The organism is Cupriavidus sp. C3SS-1, assembly GCF_057073755.1.
In genome coordinates, this window is sequence record NZ_CP172700.1 from 2,519,464 (window position 1) to 2,535,353 (window position 15,890).

The 15,890-nt window shown below is 65.9% G+C and carries 16 protein-coding genes; 10 read left to right on the forward strand and 6 right to left on the reverse strand.

Annotated elements, in window-relative coordinates; genetic code table 11:
• Both ACIGJC_RS27605 and ACIGJC_RS27610 read right to left on the reverse strand, forming a co-directional pair.
• A complete protein-coding gene (locus tag ACIGJC_RS27605) occupies positions 1 to 783 on the reverse strand; it encodes an MHYT domain-containing protein (RefSeq protein WP_483712686.1) in 783 nt (260 codons plus the stop codon).
• A 377-nt stretch (positions 784 to 1,160) separates the two neighbouring features.
• Complete coding sequence (locus ACIGJC_RS27610) at positions 1,161 to 1,835, reverse strand: GntR family transcriptional regulator (protein WP_483714414.1); 675 nt, start codon at positions 1,833 to 1,835, stop codon at positions 1,161 to 1,163.
• Between the two features lie 136 nt (positions 1,836 to 1,971).
• Here ACIGJC_RS27610 and ACIGJC_RS27615 point away from each other — a divergent pair, with 136 nt between their 5' ends.
• Genes ACIGJC_RS27615 through ACIGJC_RS27625 form a run of 3 tightly spaced genes read left to right on the forward strand, consistent with a single transcriptional unit; the run spans position 1,972 to position 4,810 of the window.
• Positions 1,972 to 2,724 (forward strand): SDR family NAD(P)-dependent oxidoreductase, encoded by a 753-nt coding sequence (locus ACIGJC_RS27615; protein ID WP_483712687.1) that lies wholly within the window; start codon positions 1,972 to 1,974, stop codon positions 2,722 to 2,724.
• A gap of 14 nt (positions 2,725 to 2,738) precedes the next feature.
• Positions 2,739 to 3,932 (forward strand): acyl-CoA dehydrogenase family protein, encoded by a 1,194-nt coding sequence (locus tag ACIGJC_RS27620; RefSeq protein WP_483712689.1) that lies wholly within the window; start codon positions 2,739 to 2,741, stop codon positions 3,930 to 3,932.
• 26 nt (positions 3,933 to 3,958) lie between these two features.
• Positions 3,959 to 4,810, forward strand: coding sequence for an IclR family transcriptional regulator (locus ACIGJC_RS27625; RefSeq protein ID WP_483712690.1), 852 nt, complete (start codon positions 3,959 to 3,961; stop codon positions 4,808 to 4,810).
• Here the strand turns inward: ACIGJC_RS27625 and ACIGJC_RS27630 are convergent.
• The 3 genes from ACIGJC_RS27630 to ACIGJC_RS27640 are packed head-to-tail and all read right to left on the reverse strand — an operon-like array spanning position 4,723 to position 7,488.
• Positions 4,723 to 5,070, reverse strand: a complete 348-nt coding sequence (locus tag ACIGJC_RS27630; protein ID WP_483712692.1) for an AtuA-related protein — start codon at positions 5,068 to 5,070, stop codon at positions 4,723 to 4,725. The genes ACIGJC_RS27625 and ACIGJC_RS27630 overlap by 88 nt on opposite strands.
• A gap of 29 nt (positions 5,071 to 5,099) precedes the next feature.
• On the reverse strand, positions 5,100 to 6,455 hold the full coding sequence (locus ACIGJC_RS27635) for an acyclic terpene utilization AtuA family protein (RefSeq protein WP_483712694.1): 1,356 nt from the start codon (positions 6,453 to 6,455) through the stop codon (positions 5,100 to 5,102).
• 49 nt (positions 6,456 to 6,504) lie between these two features.
• Complete coding sequence (locus tag ACIGJC_RS27640; protein WP_483712695.1) at positions 6,505 to 7,488, reverse strand: Bug family tripartite tricarboxylate transporter substrate binding protein; 984 nt, start codon at positions 7,486 to 7,488, stop codon at positions 6,505 to 6,507.
• 248 nt (positions 7,489 to 7,736) lie between these two features.
• Here ACIGJC_RS27640 and ACIGJC_RS27645 point away from each other — a divergent pair, with 248 nt between their 5' ends.
• Together ACIGJC_RS27645 and ACIGJC_RS27650 are read left to right on the forward strand one after the other, a co-directional pair.
• Complete coding sequence (locus ACIGJC_RS27645) at positions 7,737 to 8,219, forward strand: VOC family protein (protein WP_483712697.1); 483 nt, start codon at positions 7,737 to 7,739, stop codon at positions 8,217 to 8,219.
• Between the two features lie 282 nt (positions 8,220 to 8,501).
• The gene (locus tag ACIGJC_RS27650) at positions 8,502 to 9,269 is read left to right on the forward strand and encodes a bestrophin-like domain (RefSeq protein WP_483712699.1); all 768 of its coding nucleotides are present in this window, start codon (positions 8,502 to 8,504) and stop codon (positions 9,267 to 9,269) included.
• 42 nt (positions 9,270 to 9,311) lie between these two features.
• Here the strand turns inward: ACIGJC_RS27650 and ACIGJC_RS27655 are convergent, their stop codons facing one another.
• A complete protein-coding gene (locus ACIGJC_RS27655; RefSeq protein ID WP_483714415.1) occupies positions 9,312 to 10,460 on the reverse strand; it encodes a GGDEF domain-containing protein in 1,149 nt (382 codons plus the stop codon).
• 206 nt (positions 10,461 to 10,666) lie between these two features.
• On the opposite strand from ACIGJC_RS27655, the gene ACIGJC_RS27660 reads away from it, so the two are divergent.
• The 5 genes from ACIGJC_RS27660 to ACIGJC_RS27680 all read left to right on the forward strand — a co-directional run bounded on the left by ACIGJC_RS27660 (position 10,667) and on the right by ACIGJC_RS27680 (position 15,875).
• Positions 10,667 to 11,134 (forward strand): carboxymuconolactone decarboxylase family protein, encoded by a 468-nt coding sequence (locus tag ACIGJC_RS27660; protein ID WP_483712701.1) that lies wholly within the window; start codon positions 10,667 to 10,669, stop codon positions 11,132 to 11,134.
• Entirely contained in the window at positions 11,134 to 11,991 is an 858-nt protein-coding gene (locus ACIGJC_RS27665; protein ID WP_483714416.1) for a sigma-70 family RNA polymerase sigma factor, read from the forward strand. The genes ACIGJC_RS27660 and ACIGJC_RS27665 overlap by 1 nt, the downstream gene beginning before the upstream one ends.
• Before the next feature lie 21 nt (positions 11,992 to 12,012).
• Positions 12,013 to 12,615, forward strand: a complete 603-nt coding sequence (locus tag ACIGJC_RS27670) for a cysteine hydrolase family protein (protein WP_483712702.1) — start codon at positions 12,013 to 12,015, stop codon at positions 12,613 to 12,615.
• A 220-nt stretch (positions 12,616 to 12,835) separates the two neighbouring features.
• Positions 12,836 to 14,158, forward strand: coding sequence for an MFS transporter (locus ACIGJC_RS27675; RefSeq protein WP_483712704.1), 1,323 nt, complete (start codon positions 12,836 to 12,838; stop codon positions 14,156 to 14,158).
• 325 nt (positions 14,159 to 14,483) lie between these two features.
• Positions 14,484 to 15,875 carry a hypothetical protein gene (locus ACIGJC_RS27680; RefSeq protein ID WP_483712705.1) on the forward strand — a complete coding sequence of 464 codons (1,392 nt, stop codon included), beginning with the start codon at positions 14,484 to 14,486 and terminating at the stop codon, positions 15,873 to 15,875.
• Positions 15,876 to 15,890 lie beyond the last annotated feature (15 nt).

Below are 15,890 nucleotides of genomic sequence, written 5' to 3' on the forward strand. Positions count from 1 at the left end.
TCAACGCGTCCTTGCCTCCGCGGCACGCGCGATGCGGCCGCTGCGGCTGGCTTCGATCAGCAGGGTCACCATCAGCATGACCAGGGTCATCGCGAACACGGCATAGCCGACATTGCCGCCCTCGATCGCGAAGAGATCCGGCGAGTAGGTTGGGCTGGTGCAGATCATGGTGCCGGCCGACATACCCGTATAGTGCATGCCGCAAACCGCGAGGCCGATCACGATGGCGGCGCCAAATTGCAGCGGGCCGCTCTTTACCGTGGTCGCCAGCCACAGGCCGATCACAGAGACCACGACCGCGATCAGGACGGACAGTCCGACGATGAAGGGATTCCAGTCGAACAGCGTATTCGAGTGGATCGCCGCCATGCCGGTGTAATGCATGGCGACGACCCCGAGGCCTGTCAGCACGCCGCCCTTGACGGCATTGCGGGTGCGGTTGCCTTGTCGGCGCGAGGCGATGACAAGGCCTGCGCCGACCGGCACCATCACCGCCAGCAGCGACAGCAGGGTCAGCAACATGTCGAATTCGCGATGGGTTGGCGTGCGGTAGGCGACCATGCCGATAAAGTGCATCGACCATACGGCGCCGCCGCCAATACTGGCCGCGGCGCATAACAGGCGGTCGATATCGACGCGCCCGTCACGCCCGCGCATGCGGCGCGACCATCGCAGCCCGGCGTAGGCGCCGCACACCGAGATCAGGAAAGACAGTCCCACCAACAGCATGTCGTACTGGAATGGCACGATGGTGCCCGGCAATGCCTGGAATCCGGCAAACATATCCCACCTCCCCGCAAAAACCCACGGCGGCGCGGTTCAGAGTACCTTCGTACCGGCTGCCGTCGGATGGCTGAAATTGCGGCGCTTGTTTTCTTGTTCTTGCCCAAGCGCGTGCACGTGGCTGCTTTGATGAATGCGGGGTCAGTATGCTGGTTGGCATCGGCCTTTGCCCATAACCCATTGAAGGTAAATCGGGCTTTGGTGAAGGAGGGATTCCGGGGATGGTTGTGCTTGGCGGGCTGGCGTAGCCGGTGGGGTTCTCTGGTTATGACGGGGCCCGAAGCACGATCAATATTCGTCCGTTAGGACAAGTCAACGCGTTTTATGACGCAGGCTACGCCTGCGAAACAGCGGCGTCTGCCAAGCACGACACCCCGTCAAACCCTGGCCATCGTCTCCCTGCCCAAAATCGCTCCCCTCACATTCTGCACATGCGCCGCCCCGGCCGCCTCGGCCGCTTCAGGATCGCCCGAAAGCACGGCCGTTGCAATACGCCGATAGTCATCCAGCCGCATCCGTGGCAGCGAAGCGAGCCGGTGCTGCGCGTGCACGATCGGCATGTGGATGGTTGGAAAGAGTCGCCGCAATTCACGGTTGTCGCCCATCTCCAGCAGCGTGCGGTAAAAGTGCCGCCGGCTACCGGAAAAGGCCTCCACGTCATGAGCCTTTTCCGCCGCGACCAGTCCCTGTACCGAAGCCCGCAAGGCCTGCACAAGCTGGCGATTCGCACAGCCGCGCGTGGCCGCGCGCGCGAGCAGGCCAGTCATGCGTTCCGCGACATCCAGCACGTCCAGGGTTTCCTGCAGGCTCAACCGCCGGATGATCGCGCCCCGATGACGCGGAAGATCGACAATGCCTTCGGCCGCCAACCGCTGCAGTGCCTCGCGCACCGAATTGCGGCCGACGCCGAAATGCGCCACCAGGTCGGTTTCCACCAGCCGCTGGCCAGGCGAAAAGCCGCCCAACTCCAGACCATTCACGATGCCGAAGAACACTGTATCGGAAGCGCTGCGGCCCGCCGGGCCGGACGCAACGGGCGTATCGCTGGACATATCAGGGGAAGAGAAGGTCGTTCTTGGCACGGGCGCGATTCTAATGGATTGGCCGGGCATCAATGTCCGAAGCCGTTGACATAGGATGAAATCATCCTACAATCCGGTCCTGTCATGCAAACAGACGGAGACCTTGATGGGAGAGACGTTGCTCGGCCTTGCCGGCAAGCGGGCGCTGGTTACCGGGGCATCGAGCGGGCTGGGGGCGCACTTTGCGCAGCGGCTCGCCGCACATGGCGCGGAAGTGGTGCTGGCGGCACGGCGCATCGACGCGCTGCAATCGGTCGCGAAGCAGGTGGAACAGTACGGCCCCGCCAGGTGCGTGGCGTTGGATGTGACCAGTGCCGCATCGCGCGGCGCGCTGGCGGAAAACGCAGGGCCCATCGACATCCTCGTCAACAACGCCGGCCTGGTTCGCGAGGGACCCGCCCTCACGCATGCCGAAGCAGATTGGGATAGCGTGATGGACACCAATCTCAAGGGCATGTTCTTCCTGGCGCAAGCCCTCGCCCCCGGCATGCGCGCACGCGGCGGCGGCAGCGTCATCAACGTGGCGTCGATCCTCGGGCTGCGGCAGGCGGGCGGCGTGGTGTCCTATGCCGTGTCCAAGGCCGGCGTCGTGCAACTGACCAAGACCCTCGCGCTGGAATGGGCGCGCCATGGCATTCGCGTAAACGCCATCGCCCCCGGCTACATCGACACCGAACTCAACCGCGACTTCTGGCAGGCCGATGCCGGCAAGGCGCTGATCCAACGCATTCCGCAGCGCCGCCTGGGACAGCTCGAAGATCTGGACGGGCCGCTGCTGCTGCTCGCCTCCGATGCCTCGCGCTATATGACGGGCGCCGTGCTGGCCGTCGACGGCGGCCACCTCGTCAATACCCTCTGAGGGAAAACGCAACCATGTTCACACCCTGCCCTACCGAGCGCAGCAAGCAGATCGCTGACCGCGTCGAGCGCTTCGTGCGCGATGTCGTGGCCCCGTACGAGCAAGATCCGCGCTGCACCGCGCACGGCCCCACCGCCGAACTGGTCGAGGAGCTGCGCGCTAAGGCGCGCGCGGCAGGCGTCATGACGCCGCACATCCTTGCCGATGGCAGCCACCTGGACCAGCGCGAAACCGCCGCCGTGCTCAAGCGCTCGGGCCTGTCGCCGCTCGGCCCCGTCGCCGTCAATACCATGGCGCCCGACGAGGGCAATATGTTCCTGCTCGGCAAGGTGGCATCCGCCGCGCAGAAGGCACGCTTTCTTGAGCCGCTCGTGCGCGGCGACGCGCGCTCGGCGTTCTTCATGACCGAGCCCGCCGAAGACGGCGGCGCGGGGTCGGATCCGACGATGTTGAGCACCACTGCCGTTCGCGATGGCGACGAGTGGGTCATCAACGGCCGCAAGAAGTTCATCACCGGCGCCGAAGGCGCGAAGGTCGGCATCGTGATGGCGCGTACCGGCGATGGCGAACGCGCGCAGGCCACCATGTTCCTGGTCGACCTGCCCCACCCAGCCATCCGCACCGAGCGCGTGATCGACACCATCGACAGCTCGATGCCGGGCGGCCATGCGCTGGTCGTGATCGACAACCTGCGCGTGCCGGCGGACCAGGTGCTGGGCGAAGCCAACGAAGGCTTCCGCTATGCGCAGGTCCGGTTGTCGCCGGCGCGGCTGTCGCATTGCATGCGCTGGTTCGGTACGGTCGCGCGCGCGGACGAGATCGCGCGGGCCTACGCCACCACGCGCAAGGCCTTCGGCAAGCTGCTGATCGACCATGAGGGCGTTGGCTTCATGCTGGCCGAAAACCTGATCGACCTGCAGCAGGCGGCGCTGATGATCGACTGGTGCGCCGGCGTGCTCGACACGGGATCCGCCGGCACCACCGAAAGCTCGATGGCCAAGGTGGCCGTGTCCGAAGCCCTGTTCCGCGTCGCGGACCGCTGCGTGCAGATCCTGGGCGGCAACGGCGTGTCGCGCGACACCATCGTCGAACAGGCGTTCCGCGAACTGCGCGCGTTCCGGATCTACGACGGCCCGACCGAAGTCCACAAGTGGTCGCTCGCGAAGAAGATCAAGCGCGACACCCTGGGGGCGTCCAGGCATGGCTGACCGGACCCTCGGCTAGGCACCGCGCCATGACGTCGCGCCCCTCCCCCGTGCAGCGCGCGCTTGCGGTGCTGCGCGCGCTCTCCGACCCGGAAGTGCGCCGCATGAGCGACGTGGCGCGCGCCACCGGCCTCGACCCCGCCACCACGTCGCGCCTGCTCGACATGCTGGTGCAGGAAGGCTTCGCCACGCGCGATGACAAGCGGCGCTATGGCATCGGTCCCGAGGTGTTCCAGCTGGCCGACGTCGGGCAGCGCCGTGTCGACCTGCGCCAGCTGGCGCATCCGGCCTTGCAGCGGCTGCAGGAGTCGTTCGAAGACACCGCGGTGCTGACCGAGGCCAGCCGGGGCGAGGCGGTATGCTCGGACCTCGTCACGGGGACGTTCCCGGTGCATGCGAACTACGTGACGGTCGGCACACGCCGTCCGCTCGGTGTCGGCGCAGGCAGCCTTGCAGTGTTGGCGTGGCTATCGCCGGCCGAGCGCGCGCGGCGCCTGCAGCAGACCGCGCGCAAGCTCGAAAGCTATCCCCGGCTCGACGCGCCATCGATCGCCGCCGAGGCCGACGCGGCACGCGCGCGCGGCTATGTGCTGTTCCTGGATTGGGTGGTGGACGGCATGGGCGGCATCGCCGTGCCGATCCTCGACTACGAAGGGCGGCCCATCGGCGCGCTCAGCGTGGCGGCGCTGAGCGGCCGCATCCGCGGCCGCGAAGCCGCCATGGCGCGCCAGCTCCGGCAGGAAGCGCGCCGCATCACCGGCGCGTGGACGCGCGTCGTGGTGCCCGCTGGCGCTCAGCGTGGACCGCGCAGCAGCGATGCCAGCGTGTCAGGAATCTCCACCTCGAAGCGCAGCACGGCACTGGCCAGCGCCTTGCCGTAGTTGTCGATGGCCAGGCTGCGCGATACGCCGCCGCCCAGCGCCCCTTCGGCGACGAAATTGAGCGCCTGCAGGCCGTCCACGTCGTAGCGCGTGACCGGTCCGGTGATCAGCGTGCCGTAGTGCGCCTTGAAGGCGTCCGCCGTGAGCTGCTGCTTGATATGCGGATAGAACTCCGGCGCATAGGCAATGACGGCCGTGTTGGAAGTATTGCCCTTGTCGCCGGAACGGCTGTGGGCGAGGCGGCGCAGCGGTACGCGCATGATGACGTCTCCCGGTTCGTTTTGGACCATCAGAGGAACTGGACCTGCGACCGGATCAATGCGCGCGGCACCAGTGCCGACCACACGCCGATGATCTCGCGCGTGCGGTCCTGGTGGGGCACGCGCTTGCCGGTCGAGGCCAGCCCGCACACGGCCATGCTGTCTATCTCTCGGCCCACCTTGGCCGCTTCTTCACGCGTGCGCGTGCGAGCCGCCACGCGCACCGCGATCTCGTTGGGCTCGCAGGCCGGCTCGGGGGACGCCGCACCATGCACGGCATTGACGCCCAGGAAATCGATGCGCAGTTCGTCGGCCTGCAAGGCCGCCATGGCGAAGCGTTGCTCCAGGATGCGCTTTGCCAGCTTGGCCTTTTCCAGGCAGCCCGGGCCGGCATAGAAGAACATGTCTTCGCCGATATGGCCTTCCGCGCAGCCCAGCGAGACCTTGAGTGTATCGGTGCGCGGCAGTCCGCTCACGCCGCTGATGCGCACGCGGTCGGGGCCCACCTGCTCCAGCACGGCGGTCGAGAAGTCGACGATCACATCCGGCGTGATATAGCGGCGCGGATCGTGGACTTCATAGAACATCTGCTCCTTGACGGTTTGCAGGTCGATGCGGCCGCCGCTGTCCGGCACTTTCGAAATCACGGCGCTGCCGTCGGATTCCACCTCGGCGATCGGGAACGCAAGGTTCCACGGCTCGGGCACGTCCTTGTAGCCCGGATCGCCAAAGTAGCCGCCCGTCACCTGCGCCCCGCATTCGAGCAGGTGGCCGATCGCGCTGCCGCGCGCCAGCCGCACGACATCGTCGGCCTGCCAGCCGAATTCGTGAATCATCGGCGCAAGGAACAGCGACGGATCGGCGACGCGGCCCGTGATCACGATCTGGGCCCCCGCACGCAGCGCTTCGACGATAGGGCCGACGCCCTCGTAGGGTTCCGCGCTGATCAGCGTTTCACGCAGCGTCGACACGTGCTCGCCGCTCTCCAGCAAGGCGAGATCGAGTTCGCAGATGCTGCCGGTGAGATCGGTCGTGGTCACGGCGGCGATCTTCACGTCCGGCAGCCGGAGTTCCCGGCATAGCTCGGCCACGCGCCTGGCCGCGCCGAGCGGATGGATCCACCCCTGGTTGCTGATGATGCGCGTGCCGTTCGCGATGCAATGAGGCAGCACGGCGCGCATGCGTTCATCGAGATAGGTGTCGTAGCCGCCGAACGACGGATCGCGCCGCTTGCGCACCTGCGCGGCCGATACGGTCGCCTCGGCCATGGTTTCGAAGCAGAGGTAGTCGAGCTTGCCAAGCCGCGCGGAGCGTTCCGCGGGTTCCACGCGGTCGCCCCACCAGCCCGATCCGGAGCCGATGCGAAGCGTAGTCTTCTGGGTCATGATGTCAAGTGTCGGAGTTGCCGAGTGGATTGCAATGCGGATGAGCCAATCACTGCGCCTTGATGCCAGCGGTCCTGATCACGCGCGACCACTTCTCGGTATCGGCCTTGATCTGCGCGGCGAACGCGGCGGAGCCTTCGCCGCCCGGCTCGGCGCCGAGCTGCTCGATGCGCTTGCGCACGTCGGGCATCGCCAGCACCTTGTCGACGGCCTGCTGGAGCTGGCGCACGCGCTCCGGCGGCGTGCCCGCCGGTGCCAGCAAGCCGAACCACGAGTTCACCTCGTAGCCGGGCAGTCCCGATTCGCGCACGGTCGGCACGGCAGGCAGCACCGATGCCCGCTTCACGCTGGTCACGGCAAGCGCCTTCACCTTGCCCGCCTGGATTTGCGCGAGCGCGGAGGGCAGGTTGTCGAACATCAGGTTGACCTGTCCCGCGAGCAGATCCGTCATCGCGGGCGCCGCGCCTTTGTAGGCCACGTGCTGCATGGTGATGCCCGCCATTGCATTCAGCAGCTCGCCGGAGAGATGGGGAGAACCACCGGTGCTGGTCGACGCGTAGTTGATCTTTCCCGGCTCCTTCTTCGCGAGCGCAACCAGCTCGCTCACGGAGTTGGCCTGCAGCGTGCTGTTCACGAGCAGCACGTTCGGCGAATTGGCCACCAGGGTCACGGGCGCGAATTCGTGCGCGCTGTCATAGGGCATGCGCGCGTAGATGAACTGGTTGGTAACCTGCGTGCCAAGCGTTCCCATCAGCAGGGTATAGCCGTCCGGCGTGCTGCGTGCGACGGCTTCGGCCCCGATATTGCCCCCGGCACCGGGCCGGTTGTCGACAACGACCGATTGCCCCAGCACCTCGCCCGACTTCTGCGCCACCAGCCGCGCGAGGATGTCGGTGGTACCGCCCGGCGTGAACGGCACCACGAGCCGGATCGGCTTGGTCGGGAACGCTTCGGCGGCGCTTGCGGGCGCGGCAAGCATGGCGCAGAGAAACGGCAGGGCCGCCAGCATGGGCTGACGCGCAAAGGCAGTCATCGGCTGTCTCCTGGGCGCGATGTGCGCTGGAAGGGGTTTCATCGAGGGAAACTCTGGCGCCCATGGTAGGAAGCGGCCGGAAATGGCGTCAATCAAACGCGTGGAATTTTCACTGGGTGAAAAGTTCGGACATCTCCGCGCCACGAGAGTGTGAGACAGTGGAGGCACCCGACCCCCGGCATCCGTCACATCCGCCAGGCCCGTGACGGCGACACATGCCTTTGTTCGACCTTTCAAGGAGACTCGGAATGATCAGCAAGAACACGGTCTGTCTTTGGTTCGACGGCGGCGCCCTTGAAGCCGCCAACTTCTACGCCAAGACCTTTCCTGACAGCGCGGTCCACGCCGTGCATCGCGCGCCGGGCGACTATCCCGATGGCAGGGCGGGCGATGTCCTGACCGTCGAATTCACCGTGGCCGGCATTCCCTGCATCGGCCTGAACGGCGGTCCGAACTTCAAGCACTCCGAAGCCTTCTCGTTCCAGATCGCCACGGACGACCAGGCCGAAACCGACCGCCTGTGGAATGCCATCGTCAACAATGGCGGCCAGGAAAGCGACTGCGGCTGGTGCAAGGACCGCTGGGGGCTGTCCTGGCAGATCACCCCGCGCGCGCTCACCGCGGCCTATACCGACCCGGACCGCGCCGCAGCCAAGCGCGCCTTCGACGCGATGATGACCATGCGCAAGATCGACATCGCCGCCATCGAAGCCGCCCGGGCGGGCCTGTAGTCCTCCCTGCCTGGCGCCTCGCATCGCCAGCCCATCGCACCGTGCATGGCAGCGGCCTTCCTTCCCTGCGGTGGCGCCCGGGCTGGCGTCGACGACTTAAGCGGTTTCTTCTGCCGGCTGAAACTTTTCGACGCATCGCTTCAGCCGCGGCGACTGTTCATAGAATGGCTTACCCGTAGCGGGCGTCGGTCCATTCCTGCTTCCCCTGGCATGCGCCGATCATGAGGCATCGCGCTCAGCGGGGCCGGCGCCATCCGCTTGCACGTCTCCTTGTGGATGCTTATGAGCCAGCTCTTGCGACATCCGGCCGTCCTCTTTGTCCTGTTGCTGGTCCTGCTAGCCTCGGCCACGGCTGTCGGGGCGCTGGTGCTGCGCCGCATCCGGCCGATCGCCGACGATCACCGCGAGGACTTCACCATCGTCCAGGGCGCCACGCTGACGCTGCTGGCCCTGCTGATCGGCTTTACCCTGTCGATGGCGGTGGGACGTTACGACCAGCGCAAGAACCTGGAAGAAGAAGAGGCCAACGCGATCGGCACCGAATACCTGCGGGCCGACCTGATGGACGCGGAAGGCGGCGACAAGGCCCGGACGCTGCTGGCCCGCTATCTGGACCAGCGCATTCGCTACTACCGCGCGCACGACGGACAGGGCCTGGAGGCGATCGGCACCGCCACGGCGCAGCTCGAGGACGAGATGTGGAAGGTCGTGCGCGACGCCGCGCGGAAAACGCCGACCCCGATCACCGCGCTGGCCGTCAGCGGCATGAACGACGTCATCAACGCGCAGGGGTACGCGGAAGCCGCGTGGCGAAACCGCATTCCGGTGGCGGCGTGGGGGCTGATGATCGCCATCGCCGTGTTCAGCAGCGTGATGCAGGGCTACGGCGCGCGGACCGCACGCGCGCGGATCGGGCTGCTGCTGATCCTGCCGCTGACGGTAGCGCTTTCGCTCGCGCTGATCGCGGATATCGACAGCCCGCGCGGCGGACTGATCCGCGTGGCGCCACAGAACCTGCTCAGCCTGCAGGACTCCCTGAGGGCACCATGAGGGCACCATGAGCCGCTGACGGCGGGCGCGACGCCTCTGGCCTTACGCGAGTTCGAGCCGGTTGCCGCCCAGCGATTTCGCGCGATACAAGGCCTGGTCCGCCGCGGCGAGCCCGTCGGCCAGCGCCGGCACTTCGCCTTCGAACTGCGCCAGGCCGATGCTGACCGTTGCCGCCACGCCGGGATTGTCGGCATGGCTGGTCGTCGCCTCGGCAAAGCGCCTGGCGACGGTCTCGCCCAGTGCCCTGGCGCGGAGGGCATCGTCGCCGGACAGCAGCGCGGCGAATTCCTCGCCGCCAATCCGGGCCAGGATCGCGTCGGGTCCGACTACGGTTCGCGCGGTTTCGGCGAAGGACTTCAGCACCTTGTCACCAGTCTGGTGGCCGTAGAGATCGTTGATGGCCTTGAACTGGTCAAGGTCGAACGCAAGCACGGACACCGCGCCGCGCCCTGCCCCGGCATCGATGACGCGCGCGCCCTCTTCAAAGAACCACCGGCGATTGCCGAGACGGGTCAGGTAGTCGGTTTGGGATTCACGCAGGAGCTGGCCGTGCGCTTCCTCGCGGATCAGCTTGAGCAGCGCCATCGGCAGGATCACCGAGTACAAGACGCCCTCGTAGACCGTGGCCTTGCTCGCGATCGCCTGGATCGCCGGCCCGTACTCGACGACCAGCCAGGGCAGCACGAACGCGCGGCCGGCATAGAGCACGGCATGGACGCCGGCCACCGCCACGACGATCATCCGCACAGGCAGCCGCTTCATCGCCTCGCAGCGCAGCATCTCCCAGGCGGTCATGGCGCTGACGAGCGCGATCGGCAATGCACAGACGTAGTTCCACACGACGTCCTGCCAGCGCGATCCCGCAACCGCCCAGACCAGCGCCATCAAGACGAGCAGGCCAGCCGGCGCGGCACGATACCGCCGGCCGCGCAACGATGCCACGCCGCCCAGAACCAGCAGATAGCCACTGAGGATGACGAGATTGCTGAGGGCCGCGCCCAGCGCGCCCGGCAGTTCCCGCCGGCACAGCACGGCGGCGCAGCCCAGCGCGAGCGTTGCAAACCCTGCCGCCAGGATCCGCAACGACCTGCTGCGCCGGGGATTGGAGCGATGCTCCCAGAGCGTCATGCCCGCACTGGCGAGCAGCGTCCCGATCGCCAGGAGGTAAAGAGTAAGAAGATCGACGTGCATCCGAAATGTTAAGACATTGCACCGATACATGGCGGCGGAGGCAGATTCTACGTGGGAAATCGGACAGCCCAATGGCGCTGGCCCGCCAATCGGAAGGGTCAGGCAGGCCCGGTCACGGGCCATTCGAAAAAAAATCCCCGGCGATGTCACACAGGGGGGCGGCTGGCTCGTCATGTCGTCGTAACCCCTTGAAAGGAGATGCCACCATGACTGCCAAGCTCGACCCGTTTACCGCCGCCCCCGCCCAGATGAAGGCCTGGATGGGCACATCGCTCGCCGTGGCGGGCAGCCTCGAACCGAGCCTTGTGTCGCTGGTTGAAGTGCGTGCGTCGCAGATCAATGCCTGCGCGAACTGCATTAACATGCACACAGCCGATGCCCGCGAGAAAGGCGAAACCGAGCAGCGCCTCTACCTGCTGTCCGCCTGGCGTGAGGCGCCGTGCTACACCGAACGCGAACGCGCGGCGCTCGGCTGGACCGACGCGCTGACCCGGCTATCGGAAGGTCACGCGCTCGACAGCGCCCGCACGGCGCTCAACGACCACTTTTCCCGGGAAGAGCAAGTGAAGCTCACGCTCATGATCAACGTCATCAACGGCTGGAACCGCCTGGCCGTCGGCTTCGGCCTGTGGATCGATCCCGCGGCGGCGAAAGCCGCCCGGGCTTCGGCCTGATGACGGACACCAGCCTGACGGATGCCGCGGCGAGCTTCGAGCCGCTGCGGCGCAAGCTGATCCGCGTCGCGTACCGCATGCTCGGCTCCGTCGCGGATGCCGAGGACATCGTGCAGGACGCCTACCTCCGCTGGATTAACGCTGAACGTGCCGAGGTGCGCGTGGCCGAGGCGTTCCTGCGCCGCATGGTCATGCGGATGTGCCTGGACCAGCTCAAGTCCGCGCGGCACCAGCGCGAGACCTATATCGGCCCGTGGCTGCCCGATCCCGTGCTCGAGGAAGACGAGCCCGAAGACGTCACGCTGCCGCTGATGCTGGCGCTGGAACGCCTGTCGCCGCTCGAGCGCGCGGCCTTCCTGTTGCACGATGTCTTCGGCCTGGAGTTCGACGAGGTCGCGAAGACCATCCGGCGCGAGCCTGCCGCGTGCCGCCAGCTCGCGGCGCGGGCGCGCACCAACGTGCGCGAATCGCGCCCGCGCTTCCAGGTCGAGAAGGCGCGCGGCATGGAACTGGCGAAGGCGTTCTTCGACGCCTCGCGCAGCGGCGACATGCGCGCGCTCGGCGCCATGCTGGCCGCCGACGTGAGCCTGCATGCCGACGGCGGCGGCAAGCGTCCTGCCATCGGCCACCCGGTGCTGGGCTTCGATGAGGTCATGCGGGTCCACGGGCAGCTGTCGAAGTTCTTCCAGAAGGGTGGCTCCACTTTCGTGCGCGCGGTCCTGATCAACGGACTGCCCGGCTTTGTCACGCTGGAGTCGGACGGGGAGCTGCAGACGACCGCGCTGGACATCGAGGACGGAAAGATCGCGGCGATCTATGTGGTGCGCAATCCGGAGAAATTGCGGCACCTGCATTAGCCTGGGTGGGTCGGCGCCTGCATGATAGAGTCGATCGTCGCTCCTTCATCGCGAAGCCCTATGTCGCCAATTGTTCCCGCAAAAACGGCTCTGCTGGTCATGCACTATCAGACCGACATCCTGGCGCTGTTCCCATCGGTCGCCCCCGCGCTGCTGGCCAATACGCGCAGACTGTGCGACGCCGCGCGGGCCAGCGGTGTGAGCATCTATTTCGCGAAGATCCACTTCAGTCCGGGCTATCCGGAAATCAGTCCGATGAACCGGAACGGGCAAGGGATCAAGCGGCTCGGTCTTTTCGTCAACGACCAGGTCTCGCCGGAGCTCGGACGGCAGGCCACGGAACCGGTCATCATCGCACATCGTGCCAGCGTGTTCTTTGGTACCGACCTGCAGTTGCGGTTGTCCGCCCAGGGTATCGATACCTTGCTCATGGTGGGGATTGCGTCTACCGGCGTGGTGCTGTCGTCGGTGGCTTACGCGAGCGATGCGGACTTCCGCCTGCTCACGGTCAAGGACTGCTGCTACGACCCCGACCCGGTCGCGCACGATCATCTCTTTTCCACGGCGTTCGATTCGCGCAGCACGGTGCTGTCGCTCGCTGATGCGTTGTCGTGGCTCGGCTAGTCCCGTCTCAAGACAGCAGGCCATCGCACTCTACGGACATCCGCGCACCGGGGCTGGCATACATTGCCTCCATATGGCGAGAACGCCTCGCCGAGGCGTGGAAGTTCAGTCTCTTGCCCAGCGCTGACGTGTGCACCGCCTATTCTTTTATCGTTGTCTGATCGAGCCGCGCGAGACTGGCTTGCGGGCTCAACACCCAGGCGGCAACCGGAGCCGCAACATGCAGGCAGACCCCGGTCGTAATGATCGTAATGGTTCTGAAGGCAGCAACCGAACCCTGCTGTATTTCGGCTGGATGACCCTGTTCATCTATCTGGCCACGCCGGCCGGCGCGCTGGTGGACATACAGACGACATACATACTCAAGAACGCATTGCACGCGACGGCGACGCAGATCTCCGTATTCCGGTTGCTGACCGGCATTCCCGTCTACCTTGCCTTCGCCTTTGGCCTGGCGCGCGACCAATGGAACCCGATGGGACTGCGCGATCGCGGCTTCTTCCTGCTGTTCGCGCCGGTCACCGCCGCGGCATGCCTCTGGATGGCATTCTCGGGCTTCTCATACGCTAGGCTGCTGATCGGAATGCTGCTGGCGATGACGTCGTCCCGCTTTGTCGCCGCGGCCTATCAGGGGCTGATCGCCCTGGTTGGACAGGAGAAGCTGATGTCCGGACGCCTGAGCGCACTCTGGAACGTGATCGGATCCGTGCCGGTTGTAGCGGGAGCCTTTGCTTCGGGCTATGTGTCCGATCATCTTGCCCCGAAGGACGCCTTCTTCCTGGTCGCGGCGTTCAACCTGCTGATAGCGGTGTTGGCACGATGGAAACCCGCGTCCGTGTTCGGGCATCTCTACGACAAGCCGCTGGCCAGAAGTACGGATTTCGTTGGCAATGTCCGGCGACTGGCCAGTCATAAGGCGGTCTATCCGGCGGTGCTTATCTGCTTTCTGTGGAACTTTGCGCCAGGCTCCGCCACCCCGCTGCAGTTCCACCTGTCCAATACGCTGCATGCCTCGGATTCGATTTATTCCTACTACAACGGCATCTTCGCCGCCGCCTTCGTGCCGACCTTTCTGCTCTATGGCTTCCTGTGCAAGCGCGTATCGCTGCGCAAGCTGCTGTGGTGGGGAACGATCATCGCGGTGCCGCAGATGATTCCGCTGGCATTCATCCACTCGGCCGATCTCGCCCTGGTCCTGGCGGCGCCAATTGGACTGATGGGCGGCATCGCCACCGCAGCGTATTTCGATCTTGCGATCCGGTCCTGTCCGCCGGGCCTGCAAGGCACCTTGATGATGCTGGTGGATGGCGTTCTCGCGCTCTCGGCGCGCGCCGGCGATCTGCTGGGCTCATGGATCTACAACAGCGACGCCACGCACGGATTCACCTACTGCGTGATGGCAACCACCGTGGTGTATGCGCTGATCCTGCCGCTGATTCCGCTGGCGCCGAAGGCGTTGATTGCGACCCGGGATGGTGAACCCGACCCCGAGGCCGGAGATGGCATGGCTGGGCGAGATTCGGAGAATCTGGCGCAGAGGTAGCGCCGCGAGATCGTCCGTTCAGGGAAGCAGCGTTGTGCTTTTCAACTCCGAACTACGGCGCACTGATGCTACGCGCAGCACCATGGCCAGCGTCCCCAAGTTGCAAAGATGCGTCGGCATCGCCTATGCTGTTCCTGCAACAGGTGCAAATCTGTGCGAGATTCAAAATACCCACAAAGAACAAGAAGGGGAAAGTCCCCAACAGCGGACCGCGCCATGAAAAGAGCGTTGTCCGCCGAGATCGTCTTTGCCAAGGTTTAGGGGTGAATCGGTCCCAAGCGGGGTGATTGAAGGCTCGTGGGCGGGTGATACCGCTGTCAAACGCATGGCTGATAATTTCCTGTTCAGTAGGCCTTTCACATTTCTTGCCTGTCCGGGCATATCGGAAGTCAGGGCCGGCGTCGAGGCGCTGGAGACCCTCCCCGGGCACCTCTTCTGGCTCGAGAACGAGGACCTTATCCGGCGGGTTCACGTGCCGGATTTCCTGGCGCAAAGCCGCGCCGCCCTGGAAGCCGTGTTGCCGGGCGGGGCAGCGCTGATCGATGTGCACGCGGACGACATCCGGCGCAGCGCTGGCCTGTTGCCAGCGCTGCTGCGCCTGGGCCCGGAGGCGGCCGCCGCCGCGCACTCCTACTGCTACTGGCGCTACTCCGCGGACGTGCTCGGGCGATCGCAGGGCATTCCGCGCAGTGCCATCGAGCGCCAGTTTGACCGCGCGGTGGCCCCGCGTGACGGCGCGCACAAGCTGCAATGGATGTGTCCCTGCTGCGACGGACAGGCGCAGTATCAGGTCGACGGCCTGCTCGCCATGCAGCGGCCGGCGCGGCAGGGCGGATTCTCTGTCGAATGCCGTCACTGCGGACATCAGGAACGGCTGTACGCCGGCTTTCTGCACGCGGGCCGCCTGGAGTGCCGCTGCAAGCTATGCGTGAGCGTGGTCCAGACGCTGGCCGGGCAACTGGCCAGGCCGGCGCGCAAGCTGTCGGCGAACCTCGAAGCCTATGCATGGAAGCAAGCGGTCGATACCGCTGCGGAAATCCGCGAACTCAAGGACGCGTCCGCGCAGCGGCTGGCACGCGGCGACAGGCCATCGGAGAACGCGACGGCCTTTGTGCAGGCCATCCAGTCGAATGCGGATCGCCCCATCCCCGAAATTCTTGGCCAGCTCGATCCCACGCTCGAAGGCAGGCTCGACAAGAATCCCAGGACATGGGCCCTGCTGTGCGAGCTGCTGCATGAAGGCGTGCTGGCCAGCGAATGCGCGCTCTACGACCAGGACGGGTACCAGCGCGCGGCGCTCGAGCTCTCCCTGCTGGAAGACGATCAGGCCGCCGCAGGAGACACGGTGCTGGACCATATCGACGTCTTGCTGAAGGGTTACGAGCCATCGGATCGCGACGCCTTCGTGCGCTGGCTGACCGCGCTGAAGCGTTTGCGCCTTTGCACCGCCAGGTTCAATGCCGCCGCGGACGTCTGCTGGAAAAGCGACCTCGATCACTACCGCGTCCATACGGCCAGGCGCCTCGAGAGCCATGACGCGTCGAACGCCCATCCGACCTTCCCGCAACTGGCCGTGCCGCGCTTGCGACGCCCTGAACGGCCGGTGTATCTCGATGCCGAACTGGAAGCCGTGCAGCTACTGAGGTCCCTCGGCTATATCGTTCTCAGTCCGGAAGATATTCGCTCGCAACAGGACCACGTGGAAGACATTTTCTGAACCGTGCCGCGCCGC

Bases quoted from the DNA above. Each gene is read 5' to 3' on its own strand.
- ACIGJC_RS27670 (WP_483712702.1), top strand. From the start codon at position 12,013: ATGATAGAGTCGATCGTCGCTCCTTCATCGCGAAGCCCTATGTCGCCA.
- ACIGJC_RS27625 (WP_483712690.1), top strand. From the start codon at position 3,959: ATGACGTCGCGCCCCTCCCCCGTGCAGCGCGCGCTTGCGGTGCTGCGC.
- ACIGJC_RS27640 (WP_483712695.1), bottom strand. From the start codon at position 7,488: ATGACTGCCTTTGCGCGTCAGCCCATGCTGGCGGCCCTGCCGTTTCTC.
- ACIGJC_RS27635 (WP_483712694.1), bottom strand. From the start codon at position 6,455: ATGACCCAGAAGACTACGCTTCGCATCGGCTCCGGATCGGGCTGGTGG.
- ACIGJC_RS27675 (WP_483712704.1), top strand. From the start codon at position 12,836: ATGCAGGCAGACCCCGGTCGTAATGATCGTAATGGTTCTGAAGGCAGC.
- ACIGJC_RS27615 (WP_483712687.1), top strand. From the start codon at position 1,972: ATGGGAGAGACGTTGCTCGGCCTTGCCGGCAAGCGGGCGCTGGTTACC.
- ACIGJC_RS27610 (WP_483714414.1), bottom strand. From the start codon at position 1,835: ATGTCCAGCGATACGCCCGTTGCGTCCGGCCCGGCGGGCCGCAGCGCT.
- ACIGJC_RS27660 (WP_483712701.1), top strand. From the start codon at position 10,667: ATGACTGCCAAGCTCGACCCGTTTACCGCCGCCCCCGCCCAGATGAAG.
- ACIGJC_RS27665 (WP_483714416.1), top strand. From the start codon at position 11,134: ATGACGGACACCAGCCTGACGGATGCCGCGGCGAGCTTCGAGCCGCTG.
- ACIGJC_RS27620 (WP_483712689.1), top strand. From the start codon at position 2,739: ATGTTCACACCCTGCCCTACCGAGCGCAGCAAGCAGATCGCTGACCGC.
- ACIGJC_RS27680 (WP_483712705.1), top strand. From the start codon at position 14,484: ATGGCTGATAATTTCCTGTTCAGTAGGCCTTTCACATTTCTTGCCTGT.
- ACIGJC_RS27650 (WP_483712699.1), top strand. From the start codon at position 8,502: ATGAGCCAGCTCTTGCGACATCCGGCCGTCCTCTTTGTCCTGTTGCTG.
- ACIGJC_RS27605 (WP_483712686.1), bottom strand. From the start codon at position 783: ATGTTTGCCGGATTCCAGGCATTGCCGGGCACCATCGTGCCATTCCAG.
- ACIGJC_RS27645 (WP_483712697.1), top strand. From the start codon at position 7,737: ATGATCAGCAAGAACACGGTCTGTCTTTGGTTCGACGGCGGCGCCCTT.
- ACIGJC_RS27630 (WP_483712692.1), bottom strand. From the start codon at position 5,070: ATGCGCGTACCGCTGCGCCGCCTCGCCCACAGCCGTTCCGGCGACAAG.
- ACIGJC_RS27655 (WP_483714415.1), bottom strand. From the start codon at position 10,460: ATGCACGTCGATCTTCTTACTCTTTACCTCCTGGCGATCGGGACGCTG.